The following is a 24,672-nucleotide window of genomic DNA, read 5'->3' on the forward strand; positions in this document are numbered from 1 at the left end:
ACTAGCGGATATTCTCGCTGTCACCGAGCAGGCAGGGCAGAGTTTTTAGCATAATCAAAATATCAAAAAAAACATTGCTGTTTTCAATATATTCGACGTCCAACCGCACGCGCCGGGCAATATCGGCTTGGTCATGAAGCGGGCCGCGCGAGCCGTTAATCTGAGCCCATCCGGTCATGCCGGGTTTGACTTTGTGGCGATGAGCATAGTCGCTGACCAATTCAATCGAGGCCTTACCCTGCGTGCGCATGCCTACGGCATGGGGCCGCGGCCCGACAAGTGACATCTCGCCTTTGAGTACATTCCAGAGCTGTGGCAATTCATCAATCGATGTCTTGCGAATAAACCGTCCGATTTTTGTGATGCGTGCATCTTCGGCTTGGGTCTGGACGCGTGCCTCGCTGTCAGCTGCGTCATTGCGCATTGAGCGAAATTTATAAACGTAAAAAATGCGATTATTAAAGCCGTGACGCGGCTGTTTAAATAATACCGGGCCGGGACTGTCGAGCTTGATAACCAGCGCCAGCAGCGCAAGAAATGGAGCGCTTAATATTAAAGCCGTGGTGGATACAACAAGATCCAAGGCCCGTTTAGACAGAATTTGCGCGCCTGTTTTAGGCTTCCCCGTAACCTCACGAAGTCCGATATTAGCAATGCTGGTCAGACGCTGCTTAACATGGTCAAGTGTTTCAAATTCATCATCAATAAAGGCGATGCGGTTAGGTAATAAATGGACTTGCCTGACATAGTCAGCCTTGCGCTGCTCGGCCAGTCCCGGGAGCGCAACAACGATGCGGTCGACATAGGGCAGGGCGTCCCATGCGAGCAGGTCGTCAATGTCGCCAACAACCGGTACGCCGTGTATATGGTAAGGCGCCCGCGACAGACGGGCATCAAATATCGCAACAATATTGAGCTCTCTTGTACGGGCGTTTTCCTCTATTAGCCGCCGCGCGCCCTCAGTCGCTCCTAACATAACAATAGTCGGGGTTAATTGACCCTGGTTATAAAGGCGGCGAACCTGTCCGTAATAAAGCGTATGCAAAATGAGCAACGCTGCGATTGCGCACAATCCTGCAATAGCCAGCGCATCCGGTAAAAATGTATCAGGTTTAATAATAAGCGCGGCGCATAGCCAAACCCCCATGGCCGCAAAACTGGCCATGGACAGCCTTCGTATATGTTTGCCATAGCGTTCAGAGGGCGCAAATTCATGCGCTTTGCCGACAATAAGCATGATCCCGAAAATGACCGTCCCTAACAGTCCGGCGGCCAGAGGGGCCATAAATTCCTTACCATTAATACCGACATAGCTGTTCCAAACTGCGATCATAATGATCAAGCTCACGACACACACATCGATTATACGAATGCCGGCGCGCAGAGCGGCCTTGCTCATTTGCTTTTCGGGAATGGAAATCGAGGAAAGCGGCACACGCGGCTTTCGCCCCTGCGAAGATTCAGATGAAACCGCCTCAAGCTTTTTCTCCGGCGCAGGCGCGCTTGACCGCCGGGAAAATTCGTCCAGCGTTTCAATTTTTCGCGGCTTTGTCTGCGCGAAGACCGGCTTGCCGGAGGGCATCTTTTTAGGGTTTAAGCTCATCTATCCAACCATGTTTTGGATTATATAGACGGCTTTGGACAACATCCCGTAAATCGACATGGCTAACGAAAGGTAACCGGCAGGGCCGTGCCAACAGTCTGCCGCTATAAATATCCGCATATATACGGGGTTAATACAGGGTAGATAGTAAGCTTTTGGGGAATGAGGACGCTCAAACCGGTCAATTTAATTCGGAAAATATGAAAGTGCCGGTTGCGTTAAAAGTGTCTCCAGTGCCCGCTAAATCGGGGACTGAAGAATTGAATATATTCAGAACTATTAATAAAAACTTAAAATATAACTTGATTTTATACTACTTAATGTTGCACATAGCTTTTGTGGGGTGACAGATGAAGTTTATATCATTCAGATTTAAGAATGCGATGCAGGACTTGGGTATTTGCATCATCAGCACTCACACACTCAATGCCCACATTGTGACAGATCGGGTGTTGCATTGAACCCGTTTGTACTCAGCAATGAATTTGGTACCGGAAATGTCTATCTAGGCAGTATCACAGAAGCCTCGCCGTTACAGACAAAGTTACTTTTTACGGTTGTGTTTATTCCAGCGGAGCAATCCGATCCTCCTAACCAATATACATTGGAGGCGGCCTGGGGGTCAAAAGACGGCCGCCTTTTTATACTTGGAGAGATGCTGTCAGACGCTAAAACATTTCTGGCTGACGTTGACCGCATGGAATTCGACTTATCCGAGGGTTTGGTCTGGATTCTTAATCCCAATTCAAAGCGGTCTAACTGGATATATTCCGCATTCAAATTGTCTGCACTTGTCGATGCAAAACGTCAATTACTGAACGATGTCACCCTCAATCTTTCAGACGAACGGGCTGGCTATATACTTAAATTAGCGAAAAAGTCAGACATTGCTCTGGACGCAGTCCTTAATATTTTGCGTATCAGCCACGTGACGGCTTCGCCGCAGTTCGGCAGGGGCACAACCTTACTTCCAGTTAAATCTCCGGGTCTAAGCTGTGACATCAGCAATGTGACCGGCGTCAGTTTCGACTTTGAATTTGACATACCCGGGAAAGAAGACCTTGCTGTTTGGCTTAATAATCTTGATGTCGGCCTGCGGTATTCGGTCGTGAATGACGGCACTATAAAATCTATCCGTTATCCGGTATTTTCCAGCCATAAATTACTCGATGGAGTTACTGCGTCTGCAAAGATCGTCCCGTTAAATTTTCTAGAACCGGCGGCATCTTATATCACGCTAAGCCGCGACAGTGATAAGACTGATATCTTTCTTACAAATTTTCGAACAGTGACAGGCCGCGCCGCAACATTTGCCTTAGGCGGGCAGTCGATAAAGCTGTATTTTGCACAGGCCACCTCAGACACATATACTCTGGTGCCAAGCGGGAAGTTCAAATTTAAGATTACGGAGCAGCTTAGAGACAGCGAAGAGGTTAACCCTCTTCTAGTGTCCGATCCTGAAGATTATGAGCTGGCCTGCGGCGCTTCTGGCACGGAATATTTCCGCATTCCCAAGCTTGCCCGCGATATTCTTTTTATAGACTTCATGCCGGGCTGTCCGGGCCACAGTGTTGCCGTTGATGCGGACACATTCGGTCTGGACAGGACAACAGTAACGTCTTGGGTCCGGTTTGGGTTTGGGCAGACTGCAGACGTCACCGCCCTTGAATATTACGCACAGCCGGAAGGGCAAGCCACACTGTTTATGGCCAGTCAGCCAGCGGGTAGCGCAAAAGTGCCGCTTTTGCCTTATCAACCCATGATAGCCGCGCATATTGGCCCGGGAGATAGCGCACCCATTCTCCCGTGGGTGCCGTTGGCGGGAGTTGATATAGCCGCGCGCGACGCAGCCATTGGTCTTGAATCCACTGCCATAGCGCCGACGCGTAAATCCATTTTCTCTGATGCAGAATATTCCAAATTTCTCGATGGCCATTTACATTCGGGCTTGCCAAGTAATACCGCCTTTGAAGTCGACGGAAGCTATACAGCCATTACGCCACGCGGACTTGAGGCCTCATTTACCACGACTGGCTCAGCCGAAACTTGGGATGCGGTTCACCTTGCACGGCTTTTTGATACAGATTCCGGCACAAATATAAATTCTGGACGCATTGTGTTGGGACAATACCCCCCTGTAGTTCCGCCCCCACCGCCGGAACAGTCAAAAAATAAAAAAATAAATTCTGAGGATGTAGAGCCGCTACAAAAAATAGTTGAACCGCTAAAATCAGCGCTTCTGACCAACCAGCAATTCATCGTCATAACGGACGGATCTAAAATTCAGCCTTTCTTCCAAGGCGATAATGCCAAGGTTAAACTAAAGGGTTGGGAATTTCTTCTCTCACCGGAACACTGGGACAGTCATGGCACGATAATGATTGTCAAAAGTGCCATCACATCTTTGCGTGACCTGGCATTTGACAGCGGGGCGTGGACATCCGGAGGCGTGTTTAACCGCAATGTCACCATAGCAGCGAAAGCGCTACAGACTATCATTATAGAATCCGAGCAAGAATATGATAATTTGGCTGAAAAACAGCTAAGTGCAGTCGGGCCCGCACAAGGCAGCCCGTCCGATCTGGAATATTTTGTACAAAACGTTTTGCGCTCACCGGATTGGAACGGCACACTTTTTCTCAATGCTAATCTCGGTAGTTTTCCGGATGACTTGGCCGGATTGCGCGCAGGTATACAGCCCGGCGGCTTATTCGCTCATCATTTAGGTATTACCCAGACGCCTTTTGAAAATTTAAAAGAGCTGCAGAGCAACTCATCGGATATGTTCGGTCTCATTCGATATGCGGATACACGTACAGAATTTGGCCAATCCAACACTTATGATTTTCGCGTTCAGGATCTGGGCGTTCTGTTTCGCAACTCGCAAGTCAGAGATTTCAGAGCGCGTATAAATATTCATCTGGCCAATCTATTCGGACAATATGCGCGTGATGAGGATGGCGGTCCGGCCATTGCCGATCTTATAGGGATAAGACATCGCCGCGCTAATGCCGATGCCTATATGTTTACTGCGGAAAAAGAGAACACGTTCAAATTGGGCGGAGAAATCCTAACGCATGTCGAGATCATTCACGGCGAATTTGAAACTGTTTCCGTCGATCCCTCCGCAACAGGAACGACATCAACGCGCTTCCTGTTTGCCGGTCAGGCTAAGTTTTCAAATATAGATAATTTCGATATTTTCTCATTCGACAATCTCGCATTCTCGAATCTGGCTCTGAATATGAGGTTTCAGAATGACAAGCCACTGCATCCCGAATTCGAGTTTTCAACCGAGACTACTGTTCTAGATGGACCGCTTAGCGATGTACGCGGCGGCTCTCTCTATGAGGGTTTCCCGGCCCAGCTCAGTCATTTTATCGACAGCAAAGGCATTAAGCCGACGGCAATGGGCTATATGACAGTTCAGAATAATCTTGTGTTGGCAGATTTACCAAAAGACTGGTTCGGTCTAGCGATAAAATTGGATATGGGCTCGCTCAGCGATACGGCGGGCGCCGCAGGGCTTGAAGCTTTTATGATTCTCGCATGGGGCACGCAAAAAAACCAAATCTTTGTCGGGCTTGAAATTAAAGGCTACGGCCTGAGCGGGTCCTCTGACGAACTGTCTCTGCTTGGCGTGCTTAAACTGAAAATGTACTCCCTGTCACTTCGCAAAGGAAACCGCGAGGGGGACAAGGGTTGGGCCTTGATGATGCACGGTATGACGCTCAAAATCTTTAGCAAATCCCTCCCGCCAAGCGGCAGTTTCGACTTTTATCTTTTCGGAAATCCCGATCCTGACGGAAGCGCTAATAATTTTGGATGGTATGGTGCTTATGTTCAGGACGTGGAAGACAAAGAGTCCGCCAAGGCTGTCACCGATAGCCGAAGGCCTCGATTGCCGCAAGCCGAATATACTTTCCCGAATTTAATTTCAAAAGATGATCCCCTGCCTGTGACCATACGCGGGCGCGGTAGGCGTACCTAACCCTTTACCTTAACTTGAACTGGAGAGACATATGACAATTACAACACAAGGATCCGTCAGTCTGAAGATTGGCGGGAAAGATATCAAGCTGAATGGCTTGGTAGGGGGAACCTTACAAGTTGGGTTTCGCGAAAAAAACGGCGATGATCCGATTGTTTTGGGAAAATTCAAAGACATTGTTACAGATGTCGCCACTGCGATTTTGGAACCGGCTGATGCGACCAAATTCGAGACTGAGTTTAATGCCAGAGTTACGGATTTAAGCACAACCGCAGGTCCGTTAGGCGCAATTGGGGCTAAGCTTTTATCAAGTTCATTGATCGTCACCGACCTCGCTATTTCCGCAACTTATGATGACACGGCCGGGACTTTAACTGTTGACAGCGCCGCCTTTGGTTTCCGGGTCGAATTTGACGACATCAAGCTCGGTCCGGTCGAACTTGTCGGATTTGGAGTTCTGTTTGAATATAGCGTCACAGCAAAAACCGGCAAATTAACCTCAAGAGCCCAGTCCAAAACCGGTTAATTTTACGTCCTTTTACTGCTTCGCAGGCGCCGCGACATGAGCGGCGCTGATCATCGTCCAATGGATAATATATCAGTATGACTGAAATCACGAAAGTTTCGACAATATACGGAGAAATTTCTCTGTTCGATATCCCGTTCAAATTGAGCGGATCGTACACAACCGTTACGGACAGTACGACGAAAGAGACTGTAAATACTGTCAAATATACTGTTCGGGTTATTGATAAAACACTTGGCGAGGTTTTGAACTACATATTGAGTGTCGTGAACGGACCCGAGCTTAATTTAGATCCGCCTTGGAACGTCATTACCGATATCAAACTGGATAAATTCGCCTTTGAAATCGAAACGTCCAACGGGCAATCAAAATACGGCTTTAGCTATACGGATCTGGGTATTGATCTGCCATTTTTAAAAATGGACACGCTCAAAGTTCTGTATCAACCGCAGTCGAAAACCAAAGCGAACAAATCTTTCGATGTCAGCATTTTTGGATCGTTTTTAGGTATAGATTTTTCGGACAATCCGATCACTTGGGATGCTCTAAAAGAGCAGCCGCCCGCAACGCCAGCTGGCAGTGATAAAACGTTCAAGCTAGAATACCTAGGGCTAGGCCAGCGGGTTACACTGAGCGATATCTCTGATCTTGATACAGTCAAAAAAGTCATTGACGCTTTGCAAAACTCCTACGCCGTTGTTGATGAAGAAGCGGCAGATCCCCTGGCGGGCAGTAAGGCACCAAGCTTGGTATACGACGAAGCGTCAACGTGGCTGATTGGTGCGCGGTTTTCAGTGCTGGAAACGTTTGATTTTTCCGGGATTTGGAATGTGCCGTCTCTCGCAGGGGCGCGGATCGGCCTGCGCGGCGAACGGGCTAAATCTCTTGGCGGGTTCGAATTTGAAATTCTCTACCGCCGGATCGCCGAAGATCTCGGGCAATACCATATGGAGCTGGTTCTTCCGGATGTGCTGCGACGTTTTAATGCCGGCGCAGCGTCTGTAACTTTGCCGATAATCGGCTTGGATATTTACACAGATGGAGGCTTTAAAATTGATTTGGGTTTCCCGGAAAATCTAGATTTTTCAAGATCGTTTACATTAGAACTCATCGTCCTTGGCGTACCGGTAACAGGATCACTCGGCCTGTATTTCGGCGTTCTCAGTCCGAAAGCGGTACCTGATATCCCGGCTATCACAGGTGGTGAATTTCGTCCCGCAATTATTGCGGGTGCGGGCTTTAGGATTGGCGTCGGAAAATCCTTTACCGCAGGAATCCTCGATGCGGGCATATTTGTCGGCATTGAAGGCCTACTTGAAGGTATTGTTGCTTTTTATGAGCCGTTTGAAGTTACCGAGCCCAAGGCAACATTTTATAAAGTTTCGGGACATCTGCAACTCACCGGACATATTTGGGGCTCAGTTGATTTCAAGATCATCAAAGCAGCTGTCGATCTCTACGCATATGTTTCGGCGAAAGTGGATTTTGAATCCTACAGAATGGCGATGGTGGTTTTTGAAGCCGGGGTCCGCCTAAAACTGTCTATTAAAGTGGGCATAGGGTGGTTCTCATTTACCGTCGATCTCTCATTTGATGCTAATGTCCGCGCAGAATTTCCGATTGGCGATGACAGCCCTACGCCTTGGATTATTGATCAGACGGTCGGCACGAGCTGGGCAGAACGCATTGGACCGGTGGCCTTCCGCAGACTGCCTGACGGTAAAGTTATAACTGACGAGATTTTCGACCGTCTTCTCTATGACAATTATGAGTTTGCAACCCGCAAAGTCCCATATACCGCCGCCGAAGACAAAATTGCTTTGGAGTTACATTTTATTCCGGTGACAACGGTTGGCGTAAAGGGCGATGCTCCGAGTGTAGGGATATCGGACAGCGCCAGCGGCAACGTTAATATGGTTGCAACGCTTGCCGCGCGAACCAACCGCAATGTAGAGGCCGGTGAGGCTCTTTCGCCAGCGGAAGAATTTGTGCTCGCTGCGTTGGATTGGTCTATACTTGAGATAAAGAACAAAAAAGCCCAGCTGGGCGCGGGTATTGACGAGAGTGTAATCTCCGCATCCGATCTACGCTTTATCAAAGAAGACCTTGATCAGACAGCTCCTAAAACACCGATCAATATGCCGGCCATGGAACGGTTCTTGACAGAATTTATTACGCTGACAATCTCTAAGCCGGATAGTTTGGCCAAGGATTCCCAAGTCACGCCTTTCCCGATGATTCCTTTTCTGACCCTTGAGGCCGGGAATGCAGATGCCGCGCCGACTTACACAGCAGATTTTGAAACGACGCCGATGTGCTCTGCGCAGTACCAGAAAAATATAGCCGCCTATTTTGACGCTCTAAATTCACAGAGCCCGCCATCATCGCCTTTTATAGCCGACACATTCGATCCTGAATATGAGACGCTATCTATGGCCGGCCTCATATATGTCGACTGTTTCAAACTCGTCCTACGGTCGATTGTCGGCAAGGCCCTTGATGAACTGACCCTGCTGAAGAATGCCGCAAGCGGCGCAACCTTGCAGGATATTGCGAGTAAATACGGGCTCGATAGCGAAGCCGCATTTGAACGTATGGTTCTGGCCAATACGGACAATAAAAACCTGTTTGCGGAAGGCAGTGAACTTCTGATCGCGCAGCAGGCTGAACGGTTGTCTGAGGGCAAGACAATTAACGGGATTGCCGGAAAATTTAGAGTCGCAAAACTGGCTGCCGCAAAATATCTCGCTTCGCAACGTATCTTGGCTGAAGGCCAAAAAATGACTGTGAAGGGCGCTCAATATTTTATTATGCCCACTGATACGCAGCAAAGCATCTTGACGGCAACCGGTATGAGCGATTGGACCAAGATCGAAAAAGCTAATCCGCATTTTGACTGGTCTTATCCGCAACTCCCGATCACATCGCCGCCAACGCCGCCTTGGCCGGAACACTATCCGGTATTGCACCTGCCCGCAGGGCAATGGATTAATCTTCCCGATCTAAGGATTACAATACCTGAGCAATGCACATTGCAACGGCTTTGCGATGCCTACAATACAAGACTCCCGGATTTGATTGAAGCTGACATACCGCTCCAGTCAGATGGACTGGCGCTTAAAACGCTTAATGCTCATATTAATGACGGCGAAACATTTAATGAGCTGATGGCCCGTTATGGATTTACAGGTCTCGTCGAAATGGAAAGCGCGCTTGAGGATAATGCCGGTATTATGCCGACGGGATCTGCGCTCGCCATACCCCAAGGAAATTATATTATAAAAAGGGGCGACAACCTCTATGCGCTCGCCGACACTTTGCAAATCGGCGCTGACGCCATTTTGGAGGCCAATAAAGACGCGCCGTGGAAATTTGTGCCGCGTCCTAACACCCCAGAAGCCTTGCCGACAGGAGTGGAAATTATTCTTCCTGCCGTTGATCACTATGTTGTCGGTGAGACCGATACGCTTAAATCTATCGGGCGGACGTTCGGCCTGACCTGGGTGCAAATTGCCGAGCACAATGCGGCTACGTATAAGTTGCAAGCTCTGGCGTCTATAATTCTGCCGCCTTTGGTCAGGACAGCGGCGGCGACAGGAGATGACGCCAATACGCCGTCTGTACTGGCGCAGAAATTTGCAATCCCGCCTGAAGCCGTTGTGAGAGCCAATCAAGGCATGACGTCCGGTCAGGGACAAAACGCAAAACTTGGCACCGTCCTTGTACCGGACTGTGAGATTATTGATCGCGCGGAGCTAGTCGAACTTCTCTCAGCCGGGGATCTAGAAAGCGCTTTGGCGTCAACATCCAGAGAAATGGCGCGCTTTCTGATGGTGGGGTTACGTTTACCGGCGCCAGGCGGGACAGCCGAAACGGCTGTGCCGGACGAGACGGAAGCATTATACCCGTTATATACGCTTACAGGTCAACAATTTGCCGCCCCCGCTGCTCCGACTGTGAGTGATTGGGTGGAGCTAAAATGGAATGATTCAGATGATGCGCTGCGGATGAGAGAGCTGTGTGTCGGCGCCGTAGATCCTGTTAAAATCAATTTGGCCGAGCCCGATATTAGTCTTATCACATCCTTCCGGACTGCGCTGACGGATCTGCCCGGCCTTCAACCGAAACTCTTGTCCGTCTCGGCTTATCCCGCGCTTGAACAGGTCGCTATCGAACGCGCTTTGGGGGCGTCGACAAGGTGGTCGATTGCAGAGCCGCTAACATTTATAGGGGATATTCCCCCGGTCGCGACAGATGCTCCCGCTGAGCCTAGCCAGCAGATATATTTACATGACATACCCAATGCCATGCGGGAAATCCTGCCCATGCCGACTGATCCGCAGAGAATACTTTATGTCGAAGAGACTGACTCGGATCCGATAATTAATAAGAAAAGCCGTAAGATTATTCAAAATGTGGCATGGGCCACACGCCTGGATCTCCAGATTAATCAATTGGGTAATCCCGGAACAGAAGATGGAACGCTACCTCATATTTACGAGGCCGTATCGTGCACGTCACAAACCCAATCCGATCTGGAAGGGCTGCGGCAATATCTGCACGCGGCCGGCAAGGATAGTCCCGTCGACTTGTACCTTCTTTTCCCCAGCGGTGAATTGTCATCAACTGCCGGCGCATTGCGCTCGGACGTTATACCGGCTGACCAACTCAAAAATGTTGTCATGGTCAAATCCAATTTGTCGACCTTCACAAATCCGGGTGTCGTGCTTAAATCCCGTGAGCAGATATTCGGCGATACGGGTGATTTTAGTTCTGCAGGTTTTGATACGCCTGTCGCGTTCCTAGAATTATTATGGCAAATCAGCGTAACAAATGCCGGCGGATTTTATTTGGATTATGGCGTGCCGGCTGACGGACCGGGCCTTCCCGATTCTGTTTTCAAGGATGGCGAGTCCGCGACAATTTCCATTCTGGCCGTCCTTCGCTCTTCACCGACAAAGCGCGATAGCATTGCGCCGCGTCGGTTTCATAATGTTGTAATCAACGGCGAAAACTTAACCTCGGATAGCTCCACTCTATTGGTTTGCGCGCATAATCACGACGTCACTATCACCTCTGCTCCTGCTGACCCGCAGACGACACAGTCTCTGACCCAGATTGCAGGGCTCTATAGCATTACCGTTGCGGAGTTAGGCCTCATAAATGCGACAACGCCCAATCTGCTTATCGTTGGAAGCACGATAGAGTTGCCACCCACTGCTGAGACTCCCCTCAGCTACAGCGTAGAGGCCGGAGATGATTTACTGACAGTAGCCTTAGCACTCGGATTACAGCCGGGGCCTCTGAGCGAACTTATCAAAGACAGAACCGATATTTTGTTCGCCGGGGCCAAAATGCAAATCTATGCAGAATGGGTTAGCGCAACGAATAAGGTAGCGATGGGCAATGGCGGTATTCGTATTGTCCGGCCAGTTCCTGTCGAACCGCCGCCCCCGCCTCCGCCGTCTTCACTCACCGCGTTAACGCAAGACCCTCACTATATTCTCCAGACATATTTCAATCTGATGGGGTATGGCTTGCAAAACAATACGGTTTTCAAGGCCAGTCCTCAGGGATTGCCTTTGCAGCCCAATGACCCGGACGAGACGCAGCGTAACGGTCTCTACGCCATGGCAACCGGCACGCCGCAGCCCTGGACATATCAAAGACGTATACCGTTGTCGAAATGGGCGAACACCGAAGATTTCGACCTGAGTGGCACGCTTGATCCTTATGCGGGCTTAGGCGGAGTGGCAAAGATCGAATTCGGTTTTCAGGATATTTTTGGCAATAAACTACCCCGCAATGACGCGCCTTTAACAGTAAACTGGAACCCGCTTTACCGGGATCCCTTGACGCCTGTACATGCATGGCCATCCACAACGTTGTCGTATTACTTTGAAACAGACAAACAGAGCGCAAGACGTCTCGTCAGCAAAATTAAATTTGCGCCGGCAGGCTATGTGGGCGCTGTCGGTGTGTCGTATAAACGATTGGTTGCGCGGGCTTTGGCTGATCAGAAAAAGTTCTCGGATATATATTACCAAGTCGTAGATCACCGCGTGCAGGCAAAAATCGTTACAACACTGCAACATGATGAAGCTGAGGGCGTGGATTCAGAAAATCTGGCGCGATTGTCCAAAGATGCTTTTAATTATCTTGCAGCTGTTTCAGCTCTTTGCCCGGTCACGCATAAAATTTTACCTGATGACTGCCTCGATACCATTGCGCAAACTTATGGGGTCTCAGCCCTGGATATTGGCGAGCATGCCAGTCAAAGCGCGGCGCTGCTATCGCCAGGAAAAACGATCGTCGTTCCGGCCAAAATTACCTTGCAACCGGCCATGTCATTTAACTCGATCATCAAGCAGTCAGGCCGCAAACTGGACCTCGCTCAGATTGCCAAGCTGAATGAGAGGCTCATCCTATCACCCGGAATAATACTCAAAATTTCAGGTGATGACTTCACCGTACCTTCAGGGTCAACATTGGAAAAAATTTCCGGTACTGAGCATGTGTCAGTTGAGGATATTGCCCAGGAAAATGCCAGTGTTGAGGGAATATTTCCGGCGGGGAAAACGTTTAATATCGGCCAGTTTACCCGTAAAATAGGCTCGTCAGAGACGCTGAAGAGTATCGCGCATAACTTAACGCTTGCCTTGCCTGATTTGATTGCTGCCAATGCGCAGACAGATATTCTGGCTGTGGATCAAAGCGTGGAAATTCCACTTCATCTGACGTTAGAAACTAAGCCGGTCTGCTCACAGCTTATCAACGGCGAACAATCTCTTAAAGATTTTGCGGAAAAATTAGAAGGATCACTCCGGGATATCGGCACGGCGAATTCGGATTTGTCGGGAATTTTGGCGGTCGGCCAAAAAATCTATTATTCAGCGCCGAATTCAAATGGGTCTGACGAAGTCGAAAAAATTCAAGATAATGACACTCTGTCAACGATCGCCAGACGTATTGGCGAAAAAATTCATAATCCATCCGTCGTTGCGGCTGATCTCGCATCATATGAAAAAAATGCGGTGAACACAAAATTGTTCAACGCCGGGTCGAGGCTTTTAACCCCGCCTATACGCGTAACTGTTTTCATGTCGATCTTGTCCAGTAAGGTACCTGTCGACCCAATATTTGACCTCGCGACCCAATTGGTATTATGGCGCAAGGACAGTGATATTGACCCCGCCTTTGCGCGATCTGATAATGTAAGAACAGTCAGTAGCGTTATTCCGCCCCGCTTACCTTCAAGCTTTACGCCAGACCAGCGCGGTACATTGGTTGCCTTTGCTGATAACTTTCAAGAAATTTTCGAATATCTTAAACTTGGAACAGGGCCGGATAAAATTATTTCAAGTGTTAAGCTTGTCGCAGGCGATGATATTATCGACAAAGACTCAAAACTTATCGTTGTGAATTGGTCCAAAGAGGGATTGGGCGCGACTGTGCAGCCTGATCCTTCCTTTTTCGCGCCAAAGCCTCTGCTGACAGAGCTCTGGAACGCTAAGGATGTTGAAATTTTCCCCTATGTTCCGGGACAGCCCTTGCGGCCCGCGCCGGATGCATTCACGAAAACGAATTTCGCCAATGCCGATATTGAGCGGTGGGCGCAGATATTACTGCGGCGGATCGACAGGGTTTTGCTTGCCGATATGGGGCCGGTTTTGCGTAAATTATCGATTGCAAATTATGATACGCTTATCAAAGCCAAGAGAATGATTGCGCAAGCCGTTGCTGGACGGACCAGTCTAATTCTTGCCCAGACTGATAATCAAACGCCTGATACTGCCAGCGCGCAGAAAACACTCCTCCAGCAATTGCTGGTGGAGTTAAGTACTACATATAGAGGCGGTACAGTGGTTCAGTTTGATGTAACCGCAAACGCCCCTGACGGCCTTTGGACGCCTGAGACCGCGCCGCGCATATTATGCGGGCTGTCGCCTAAATATTTCAAGCTCAATGATGATTCTAAAAAAGCGACTTTGGATATAGTGGCGGAAAAATTCGGGGTGCCGGCTCTGCTGATAGCTTATGTCCTGGAAGACACATCTAATATTCTGGATGTCGGTAAAGCGCTTCCCTTTGATAAAAACCGCAAAATTAAAACAAGCGATACGATCAGGACTCTCCTTACAGATGCTAAAGAGCAGCAGACACCCCTAACATTGGAGCAACTGGTTGAAGCCGTTCACAATAAACCGAATTTCCTCAAGCCGGGTGCAGGCATTCCTGTCTCGCAAAGATCGTCTGCGACCTCAAATGATGACTCCTTTGCCTCATTACTTGTGAGGCTTACGCCGGGGCTGATATCGCGCGATCGTGTCGATGATGCGATCAGAGTTTTAACGACAATGAATGGTGATGAACCGGGCGTGTTTGAGCCCGGCATTAAACTTTCACTTAAGGTCGGCGATAAAACCTTTTCTTGCGAAACGAAAGAAACTGACACTATAAACGGGCTGACTAAAAAATTAAAAGCGCAAACGGCGATTGATTTCGTAAATGCTTTTTATGTCACGACACCTCTACTCGCCGCAGATAAGACCTATAAATTCTTGTCATTATATCCGTCATCGACGATTTCTTCGAGCAAGCTGGCTTTTTTCAAAAGCACAGATGCGACGCCGAATAAATTTAACACAGTCTATGTGACCTCCGAACCGGATGATGCCAGTAGCGTCGTTTTTGATATTGGATATGAAGTCCAAGCTATGGAATACCGTATTCATGATGATGCGAACGCTCACGGCTATCAAGGGTCTGACTGGCTAACCTTCATCGACTGGAAACATAGCGCGACTATGGGCAGTGTAGAAATTCCGATACCCAACCGGCAATTCCCAATTCCACCGACAATCTTGTCTCATGATGTCTTGCCGGTCGTGAAAGACGGCAAAGTCGATCCCGATAAATTATTTGAAGCGACGCAATTTAACTATCTCATGACCTTTAGCTTCGAGGCGGCTACGCAAGACGAAATTGCCTATATTCCGCACTATAATGTCGTCAAAGACGGGCCTTCTGTCGCGGCGGTCACAGATGATGTGAAACTGGCGCACGTCTTGGCGCAATATCAAGCGATCGATGCCGCCCTTTGGGAAGACCTGTCCAAGCTGGCTTATCTTGCCGCCGGACGTTCTGACGAAGTTGATCCGGCCATCCTGACATGTGCAGTGACTATATTTTGTGAACTGGCGCATGAAATCGGGGAATCGTGGTCAAAATGGGCGCCCGCTACATCTGCTCTAAAATCTGACGGCGCATTTCGCATCCGTAAGCATCAACACACAGATGGCCGCGCCAGTGTGACGATGGCCGAAATAGGTGAGCCGGCGGGGCGTTCTGCCAAGGCGCGAGCGCCATCGGCCCGTTTATTAGGGCGGAAACACCGTATGGAGCTGCGTAACGGAGTGCAGCATTGTTTGCACGATGCAGAAGTGCCGGTTCCGCATTACAAAGGCAAAGACCGATATGAAATAGAGGATCCTGACCTGACTGTACTGGGGCAACAAAACTGCTGGGGAGAAATATTCATCACCCGTAACCGCAGACTTATTGATGGCAAAGCCACTGCGAATGAATTTGTTTTAAAGATCGAAAATATCAGGCCGTTGGAACCGGTAGCGCCGCATTTAGTAATCACTCAAAAACTGGACGTTGCGACGGAGCCTTTGCCGCTTGAGGCGCGCATGGCTAAGCTTTTCAAAACTTTATTGTTCCCTGAACAAGAGGGCTTGCGCCCGAGCCAGCTCAGTTCGCTCAGCGTGGCGTTTTCGAGGGACTTGATTGAACCCTCCTTGCTACAAGGTGAGCCAAAGCCCGCCGACACAACGGTTCTTTTCGCTCCGGTCGTCACGACGCCGGCATTGTCTATGAAAGGCACGTCTGAAGCAACATTTGCGTCACCCGGCGAGGTGGCGGAGCAGCTTAACACTTATCTTGCACTTTACTTGCAGGAGAGAAATATTGCGGCGACCGATGAGTGGTCATTCAATTTTAAAATTTTCAGTAATTTGGACCAACAAAATCAACCGGCATTGCTTCTGGAGATGCTCGATCTGCGGGTTCGAATGGCGCAATTCCAAACGTCTTCAAATTAATGCGCTTTACACAGGTTTCTTGAATCTAGGCCAAGGTCGACTTTTGAATTTATCAATGGCTTTTCAAATGAGAACATAAGCGAAATTATTGAATGGAAGTATTTTAATGATATATGATTTTAATCTATTTTTCAAAATCACACTTATTGTGGCTGGCGCGGCTTTGTTAACTACCTGCGCTCAGCCCGGTTCCGATACCGACGTTAAAGCTAAGGCCGGAGTTGAAATCAAAGCAGCCGCGGACATCTCCGTGGCCACACCATATAAATTCCTCGCAATATCAGATATCCATTATTCAAATTATCAGCATAGTGATTCTGCCGATAAATACTGTGATAAATGCGAAACGACGCCGGAGCTTTGGGCGGCATCAAAGGCCAAGGCTATAGATATTGTAGCCGGCGAAAATCCTGATTTTATTATTGTAACAGGCGATCTACCCGCCCATCGCAAGTGGAGAAAAACGGGAGTAGAACGCAGCGACATAATGTTTAATATTGAAAAAGAGTTTGAAACTATATTTTCAGGGTTGACCGAAATTGCTGATACATCTTCTGTTCCGGTTATCTTGGTTCCCGGAAATAACGATTCGATAAGCGGCGATTATTGCTCTTTTAAAGCAAATGTCGATGACAGCCGATTTAACGGAAGAACTCCATTTGACTTGGCTCCAAATCCGTCAAATTGGCCGGTCAATAACGGCGCATTTATAGCCAATGTTGATGATCTGTCGAAAGGCTATTACTCTATCTATCCTTATGGAGATCCTTCAGGGCGTGCGTCCGGCACCACGATGAGGATCATAGTGCTCAATACAGTGATTTTTACGCGCCATTATTCTGATAATTACTGTGACGATGAACAGCAAATTGATTCCAACAGTCAGTTAGAGTGGCTCTCCGCTGAGCTCTCAGACGCTGAAAGCAAAGAGCAAAAAGTACTTATTGCCATGCACGTGCCTCCAGGAACCGATGGATTTAGAAGTTACGGATCAATGTGGAGTGAAGATCTGTTTTACACCGGAGGCATCATACCGAATATGGATGATCAATGGGTGCAGGATGTCTTTTTAACGCTCGTGAGTGGTCACGAAAGCGAAATTGTCGGGCTTCTCACGGGGCACACTCACCTCAATGGTATACGCAAGATCCATTCGTGCAGCCTGCCAGCGGCAGCAGAGGGGACATTTATCGAACTGGCCGTATCTATCCCGGGAATTACGACAGATCACGGGAACCAGCCCGGGATAAAACTTATTCATGCGGGGACGGATTTCGAGCTTATGTCCAGCGATACATATTTTGCTACGGTGCATACCGGGTCAGCATATGACTGGGCTGATAGTAATGTGATCAGTTTTTCAGAAAATTATCCGTGTACGGGCGCTGCATGCAATGGACTATCCATGCTTGCGCGGACTCAATCAATTTTAAATTCGTCCGGCGGGGAGGAGCAATTACTGAGCGATATGCTGCAATATCTGAAGCTATACCCTGATCGGCCGTCCGGCAGACATAATTTTGCAACAGCGATAAATGTTCACTGCTATGTCCAATATCCTTAAAGGCAGAGGCGAAGGACTGTTTCTAATGAGTAATATGGCGACCTCTTACATCTGACTGGCGCGGGCTACGCCGGCACGGTAATGCCGCGCGGAGTCCAAGTAAAAAACAATGCTTAAAATATTGAAGACCAAAATCCATGTCAGAGCCCGACGTATAGAAAATCGTCCCAGCTCTTCGGTATAAAAATCTGAAATGATCCCCATAATAACGGGGCCCAGGCCGATGCCTATTAAGGTCAAGGAAAGCAGCATAACAGCCGATGCCATTGCGCGCATTCTGACAGGGACAAGCTCTTGCATCGCTGTGTAAGAAATAGAGGCATAAAGCAGGCCAACCAGACCCGGAACGGCGTACGCCCAATAGGCTGTCTGTTTGTCCGGTGCATATAAAAACCACAGGATAAAAGGAAAAGCCAAAAGCCCGGTTATAAGAATAGTCCATGGCCGCCAGCGCAGATCTTTGGCGGATAGGCGGTCACATAATGCGCCAATGCTGATCGCGCCAATGCCGCCCAGACCTCCCATTAATAGACCGAGCGCAACGCCAAGCTCCCCGATAGGAACCTCATGAACGCGAATGAGATAGAGCGGTATGCCGGCCAGAAAAGCGTTAGCTGAGATGCAAACAAAAACCCCGCCCAGCAACAGACTGACCATGGCGCGCTGCGAGAGGAAAAAGGCGAGGGTTTCTTTGACCGTTGGGACATTGGCCTCGCTTATCCGGTCTTCTGATGCTCCGCGTTTGGGCTCAGCGACTGTGAGCATTAATACTCCGGCTAAGAGTAAACCGGGTACGCCGGCAACGAAAAAGGCCATGCGCCATCCATATTTGGCGGCAATCGCGCCGCCCAAAATAAAGCCGATTAAAATACCGAGACTGATCCCTGTTGTATAAATGCCCAAAGCTAATGCGCGGCGGCGCGGCGGGAATACATCAGCGATGATGGCCGTGGCCGGCGGCGTGCCGCCCGCTTCCCCAATGCCAACTCCCATGCGGGCGAGCGCCAGCTGCGAAAAGCTGCCCGCAAATCCGCTAAGCGCGGTCATGCCGGACCAGATGGTCAATGCCAGAGCTATAATATTACGGCGGTTTCCGCGGTCTGCCCAAATCGCAAATGGAATGCCAAGAGTTGCGTAAAAAGCCGCGAAGAGGAAACCCGTGAGCATGCCGAGCTGCGTATCGCTCAGTCCAAATTCAAGCTTAATCGGCTCTGACAAAATCACCATAACTTGTCGGTCAACATGATTGAGCGCGTAAACGAGGGTCAGGATAAAGAGGATATACCATTTATTGGTAGATTGCATTTTCATATTATGATGTGCGCTCCGCGAGGGTGTTCAGAAAAGAATCTATTGCCGTAATTGCTGCAGGCTCATCCAGCATCGGGGCGTGGCCGACATCGGGGACTTCGACCTTTGAGAAATCAGGATGTCCCGTCTGCATTTTATCCACCGTTGCGGGGGAAAGCAGGTCGGACAACCCGCCTCTAATGCTCAGGACGGGGATAGGTTTAAGCGCTTCAAAAAACGGCCACATTACGGGCGGCGCAGCCGAAGCGGCGTCGGTTTTAAACGGCCGCGCAATTTCAGGGTCATAATTATAGGCGGGCCGTCCGTCGGGCAGGGCTTTGAATGTCCGGCGGGCAAAGGCCATCCAGTCTTCATCCGTATAGAGTGGAAACACATCCGGCCCTTGGGCTTTCATAGCCTGCGCAGCGTCGTCCCATGTCTCGAAGATGCTCGATCCGCCGACATAGCCTTTAATCCGCTTTATGCCTGCAGGATCGATTTCCGGGCCGATATCGTTAAGTATAGCCGCGCGAAACAGACCGGGCCGCATGGCAGACATAATCATGGTCATAATGCCGCCCATCGACGTGCCGATCACGACCGGATTTTCGAGTTTTAAATGGGCAATAAGCGCGAACATATCCGCGCAATAGACATCAGGACGATAGTTTTGCGGGTCGGTGTCATAATCGGAGTTCCCGCGTCCGCGCTGGTCGACGCTGACTACCCGAAATCTGTCACCAAGATGTATGGCGAGTTGGTGAAAATCCGCTGAGTTGCGAGTTAGGCCGTGGAGGCATAGCAGATCCGGTTTTCCTTTTTTACCATCGTAATCACGTGCATATAAAGTCAAGCTGTCCGGCGCGGTGTAATAAATATCCTGGTATAATTTAGTCAAAGACCCGACCCTTATAGGTTTTGCGAAGTTCTCTTTTGAGAATCTTACCATTCGGGTTTCGCGGGATTTCGTCAATGAATTCCAGACCGGTTATGCGCTGCTGTTTGCCAAGCCGCGTGTTGGCCCAGACGCGAATTTCGTCGCTTTTGCCGCTTCCGTTCTTCAGAGCGACAAGAGCCAGTGGCGTTTCGCCCCATTTTCGGCTTATCACACCAATGACCGCGACGTCACCTACATCAGGATGCTGGATAATCACGGCCTCAATGTCTTGGGGGTAAATATTTTGCCCGCCGGACAGGATCATGTCTTTCTTACGGTCTACAATGTATAAATAGCCTTCGTCATCCAAATAGCCGATATCGCCGGTGCGCAACCAATGAACACCGTGACTGTCAATCCACACGGCCTCCTGCGTGGCCTCTTTGCGGCCAAAATATTCGGGCATAACGATACGGCCGCAAGACACGATTTCGCCTGCAGTTCCGGCCGGGCATTCATTGTCGGCATCATCAAGTATTTTGATATCCGTTCCAATGAGAGGAAGCCCGACAGAGGCAAGGCGTTGCGGCGCGTCTTCGGGATCCAGAGTCGTGATGACGCCTTCGGTCAATCCGTAAAGTTCAATAACGCCGCAATCAAAATGCTCAAATAATGCGGCTTTGACGGGCTCGCGCAGGGGAGATCCCGCGCTCATCATGCCGCGCATAGATGTAGATTTAAATTGCCGGCGTTGAGGGGACTCCATCATGCGTTCATACATGACGGGAACCATAGATAGATGGGTGATACGGTCGGTCTCAATACGCTTCCAAATGGCGTCGGCATCAAACTTTTCATTAATCAGCAGCGTGCCTCCGGACAGCAAGGTGCACAGCATGCCGACCCATGTAATATTCGAATATAGTCCGATCGTGGCCAGAAACCGCGCCGAGCTGTCATAGCGTAGCGTAATTGCCAGATCATAAGCCCAATCGCGCCGCCCTTGATGAGTATGTACGATACCTTTGGGCTGTCCTGTCGTGCCTGAGGAATAGATAATATTCAGAAAGTCGTCGGGCGCAATTTTAACGTCCGGCCTGTACGGTGATTGCGCGTCGCGCCAGTGAGAGTAAGGCGTCCAGTCTTTGCGAGATTCTCCCGTACACACGCGGTTATGCTTTATTGATTTTGGCAACTTATCCAGCATGTCATCAATGCGCTCCGCCTGATCCTCTGTGCATATAATGGCCTTCGCACCGCTATCAATTATCATATTTATAATTGCGTCATCCGTAACCGATATATTAAGGGGCGCAGAGACAAAGCCGCCCATCATGGCGCCGAATAGGCACTCTGCCATCGCCGACCCATTGGTCATGAGGAGCGCGACGCGGTCGCCTTTGCGCATTCCTTTAGATGCGAGACCATTGGCCACCTGATTCATGCGCTGCGTAAATTCATGCCAGGTCTGGCTTTCGCCGCTCGCAATCAAAGCGGGCTTATCCGCCCGCCACTTGCCGTGCAGAGCGAAGATGTCCGGAAGAAGCGGATTTGTGGGTTGAATTATTTTAGACAAAACATTCCCCCCACGGTTTGACGATTGGACAGCGGGGTATATGAACTGAGGTAACGATATTCGTTTTTGGAGTCAGCGTATGACGCTTAGCGCAAAAAATACGGTCAATTCCGTACCCCGGAAAATTAGAATTCTGAATTCGGCCGAGGCGCTGTTTTCCCAATTTGGTTATGACGGGGTTACGATCCGCCAGATTACCAAACGGGCGGGTGTGGATCTGGCGTTGGCGAATTATCATTTTGGTCCCAAGCGCGATCTTTTTAATGCCGTGCTGGATCGCCGCGCCGAGGTTTTGAATGCCGCGCGCCAAAAAGCTCTGGATGAATGTTTGGATAATGCAGGGGAAAACCCGCCGACGGTCGAAGCCATAATCGACGCCTATTTGAGGCCGCTGGGTGAAATTCATGGATCCGCCGACGAAGGCTGGAAACATTATTTTGCGCTGATTGCTTATGTGAACAGCTCCCATGAATACGGGCGTGAATATATGACCCAGTTTTTCAATCCGCTGGTGGAGCGTTTTATTGAAGCCCTCCGGATGGCTTTGCCGCATGCGGATATCAAGGCGATTTATTGGGGATATCATTATCTCTCCGGCGCACTGACCCTGACCTTTGCAGATACAGGGCGTCTGGATGTCTTGTCCGACGGCAAAACGTCGTCGTCGGACACGGTGACGGGATATGCACATATGAGCCCGTTTATCGCTGCGGGTATCCGGGCGATATGCGAGCCTGAGCGCGCTTAATATTTATATCCGAGCGAGAGTGTGACTGTGCGCGGCGCACGGTAGAACACAGAATAGGCCCCGTCCGCGCCGAGCTGGCTTGGCGTCACAAAGTTATAAGCTGCGACCTTAGCCCGTTCGTCCGTCAAATTGCGTCCAAATAATCCGAGATCCCACGTTCCGCTTTCGCTGGTCCAGACCATGCCCAGATCAAACACGGTGTAACCGTCGGGATCGAGCGCCGGAGCGCCATTTGGATAGAGCGCATTTGTTCCCGGCGCGAAGCCGGGATTAGCGGCGTTGAACAAGAAATACTCGCTGCGGTATGACGCCGATCCGGTGAAGGTCAGGTCACCGGCATTTTCCAGCTCCCGATTGTAGGCAAAGCCGTAACGGGTTGTCCATTCGGGCGTGTTTTGCGTGACAAATTGATTGGCGACATTGACGCCGCCGGACTGGATATCGACGATCTCGGCGTCGATATAGCCAACAACTGTAGACAAGGTGAAATTCTCAGATAGGCGAAGCGCGCCTTCAAATTCCAAACCTTTATATTCAGACTCGCCGGCATTGAAGACCGAAGAAATAAAGGTATTGGGCGTGCCAACCGGGCCGGGCGTTCCGGGATCATAGACCCCTTGCTGTACAGTGATTTGCTGGTCTTCATAATTGGCGAAGAAAACGGCGGCGCTATACGTCAGACGGTCTGATAATGTGCTGCCTTTGATGCCCAGTTCGTAACTGTCGACGCGTTCGGGGCCGAAACCGTCACGAGAAATACCCAAGGGATCAAGGTCAGCGCGGGCGCGCGGATCAAAGCCGCCGGCTTTGAAGCCTTGCGAAAATGAAGCGTAGACATTGGTGTCTTCATCAAGCTTATAATTGACGGCAACGCGCGGTGTAAATTCGCTGTCTTCGCGCTCCAGACCTTCATATCCCGTTTGAACCGGACCGGCAAAGGCGGTGTTAGATGGATCAAACGCCGGTGATCCGAGACCGAAATAAAGCTGTCGCGTCACATCGGCTACGGTTTTATCATTGGTATAGCGTGCGCCTAGAGACAGGCTTAAACGCTCAGTCATGTCATAGGTAAAATCGGCATAGACCGAAAGATTTTCTTTTTCTTGAACGCCGGATTGATAAATCGTTAGGCCGCCAAATAGAGATTCCAAGAGCAGATCAAATTCACCAGACGCTTCGCTGTCCAGATAGTAAAGACCTGCGACGCCGTTTAAGCGGTCGCTACCATATAGGACTTGAATTTCTTGGCTGAACTGATCGTCACGGTAACGCGCGGGCACATCGAAATCAGGCTGGGGCAGGGCGTCAAAGTCAATCGGCGTTTCGGTTTCACTCTCGCGGTAAGCCGTGATGGATTTGAGGGTAAAGGCCTCATTGACGTCCCATGAGGCTGTAAACGATGCGCCCTTGGTTTCGACACTATTGTCGTCACCCAATCCGGCGCGTGTATCATATTCATTGTCAGTAACAGGGATTGTGCCGTCACCGCTGGGGATTAATCTGTGGCCGTGCTTCGCGTTTGAATCGTCCTGTGTAATATCCGCAGCGATGCGGAAATTTAATGCATCTGTCGGTGCCCATTCTGCGCTGACGCGCCCCGCCATAACGTCCTTGTCATAGTGATCGGCGCCGGTGTTCAGATTGCGTCCAAAGCCGTCGCGTTGATAATTGGCGAAGGCTCCGCCAATTGCAAATGTTTCACCGATAGGCAGCGAACCGGAGACAATCTGGTCAAATTGACCATAGCTGCCGACATTAATCCGCGCCTTCAAAGTCGGGTCTTCCATGTCCAGACCTTTGGTGACGTATTTAATCGCGCCGCCAATGGTGTTACGACCATAAAGTGTGCCTTGGGGGCCGCGCAGAACTTCAATCCGCTCTACATCGAAAATATCAAGAACCGCGCCTTGCGGGCGGGCAATATAAATGTCGTCGACATAAATGCCGACGCCGGGTTCAAAACCCCAAAGCGGGTCTTGTTGCCCCACACCGCGGATAAAGGCGACCAGTGTCGAGTTAGACCCGCGCGCGACCTCGATTGTCGCGTTAGGTGTAATTTTCTGGATATCGGTAATATCGATTGCGCCGATTTGTTGTAAGAATTCGCCTGAAACAGCTGTGACTGAGATAGGCACATCCTGAATATTTTGTGCGCGCCGCTGGGCGGTCACAATAATTTCGTCGTCGACGGCCTGTGCATAAGATGGTGCGGCGGCGGCCAGGCCAAGCGCAAGTGTGGAGCAAGTAAGCGTAAGTGAATGCCTGAACAACATGATATATCCCTATATGTGGTGACGCTTTTTCAACAAGCGTTTAATTTCAACATCTGTTGAGTATCAGAAAAGTCAGGATTGTCAATCATAGAAATTCTGGCGCTCTATTCCTCTCATG

General features: G+C 49.7%; 10 protein-coding genes. 5 read left to right on the plus strand and 5 right to left on the minus strand.

From position 1 onward, the window contains the following. Position 1 precedes the first annotated feature (1 nt). On the minus strand, positions 2-1,603 hold the full coding sequence (locus tag H142_RS15090; RefSeq protein ID WP_017931782.1) for an exopolysaccharide biosynthesis polyprenyl glycosylphosphotransferase: 1,602 nt from the start codon (positions 1,601-1,603) through the stop codon (positions 2-4). 457 nt (positions 1,604-2,060) lie between these two features. Between H142_RS15090 and H142_RS0108920 the strand changes: the two genes are divergently transcribed. From H142_RS0108920 to H142_RS0108935, 4 genes are all read left to right on the plus strand, one after another. Beyond that, positions 2,061-5,594: a hypothetical protein gene (locus H142_RS0108920; protein ID WP_017931783.1), complete on the plus strand. Its 3,534-nt coding sequence runs from the start codon at positions 2,061-2,063 to the stop codon at positions 5,592-5,594. Positions 5,595-5,625: 31 nt separating this feature from the next. After that, positions 5,626-6,120, plus strand: a complete 495-nt coding sequence (locus H142_RS0108925) for a hypothetical protein (protein ID WP_017931784.1) — start codon at positions 5,626-5,628, stop codon at positions 6,118-6,120. Positions 6,121-6,197: 77 nt separating this feature from the next. Then, positions 6,198-16,226: a LysM peptidoglycan-binding domain-containing protein gene (locus tag H142_RS0108930; protein WP_017931785.1), complete on the plus strand. Its 10,029-nt coding sequence runs from the start codon at positions 6,198-6,200 to the stop codon at positions 16,224-16,226. Positions 16,227-16,389: 163 nt separating this feature from the next. Beyond that, positions 16,390-17,790, plus strand: coding sequence for a metallophosphoesterase (locus H142_RS0108935; protein WP_169331834.1), 1,401 nt, complete (start codon positions 16,390-16,392; stop codon positions 17,788-17,790). A 45-nt stretch (positions 17,791-17,835) separates the two neighbouring features. Here H142_RS0108935 and H142_RS0108940 read toward each other — a convergent pair whose 3' ends face one another. The 3 genes from H142_RS0108940 to H142_RS0108950 are packed head-to-tail and all read right to left on the minus strand — an operon-like array spanning position 17,836 to position 21,533. After that, positions 17,836-19,101, minus strand: coding sequence for a spinster family MFS transporter (locus tag H142_RS0108940; protein ID WP_017931787.1), 1,266 nt, complete (start codon positions 19,099-19,101; stop codon positions 17,836-17,838). A gap of 1 nt (position 19,102) precedes the next feature. After that, positions 19,103-19,978, minus strand: a complete 876-nt coding sequence (locus tag H142_RS0108945; RefSeq protein WP_017931788.1) for an alpha/beta fold hydrolase — start codon at positions 19,976-19,978, stop codon at positions 19,103-19,105. Beyond that, the gene (locus H142_RS0108950; RefSeq protein WP_017931789.1) at positions 19,971-21,533 is read right to left on the minus strand and encodes a class I adenylate-forming enzyme family protein; all 1,563 of its coding nucleotides are present in this window, start codon (positions 21,531-21,533) and stop codon (positions 19,971-19,973) included. Before H142_RS0108950 ends, H142_RS0108945 begins: the two co-directional genes overlap by 8 nt. A gap of 79 nt (positions 21,534-21,612) precedes the next feature. Between H142_RS0108950 and H142_RS0108955 the strand changes: the two genes are divergently transcribed. After that, on the plus strand, positions 21,613-22,281 hold the full coding sequence (locus H142_RS0108955; protein WP_017931790.1) for a TetR/AcrR family transcriptional regulator: 669 nt from the start codon (positions 21,613-21,615) through the stop codon (positions 22,279-22,281). Here H142_RS0108955 and H142_RS0108960 read toward each other — a convergent pair. Next, a complete protein-coding gene (locus tag H142_RS0108960) occupies positions 22,278-24,554 on the minus strand; it encodes a TonB-dependent receptor (protein ID WP_017931791.1) in 2,277 nt (758 codons plus the stop codon). The genes H142_RS0108955 and H142_RS0108960 overlap by 4 nt on opposite strands. Positions 24,555-24,672 lie beyond the last annotated feature (118 nt).

This window comes from Robiginitomaculum antarcticum DSM 21748 (genome assembly GCF_000365025.1).
In the GTDB taxonomy this organism is placed as follows: Bacteria; Pseudomonadota; Alphaproteobacteria; order Caulobacterales; family Maricaulaceae; genus Robiginitomaculum; species Robiginitomaculum antarcticum.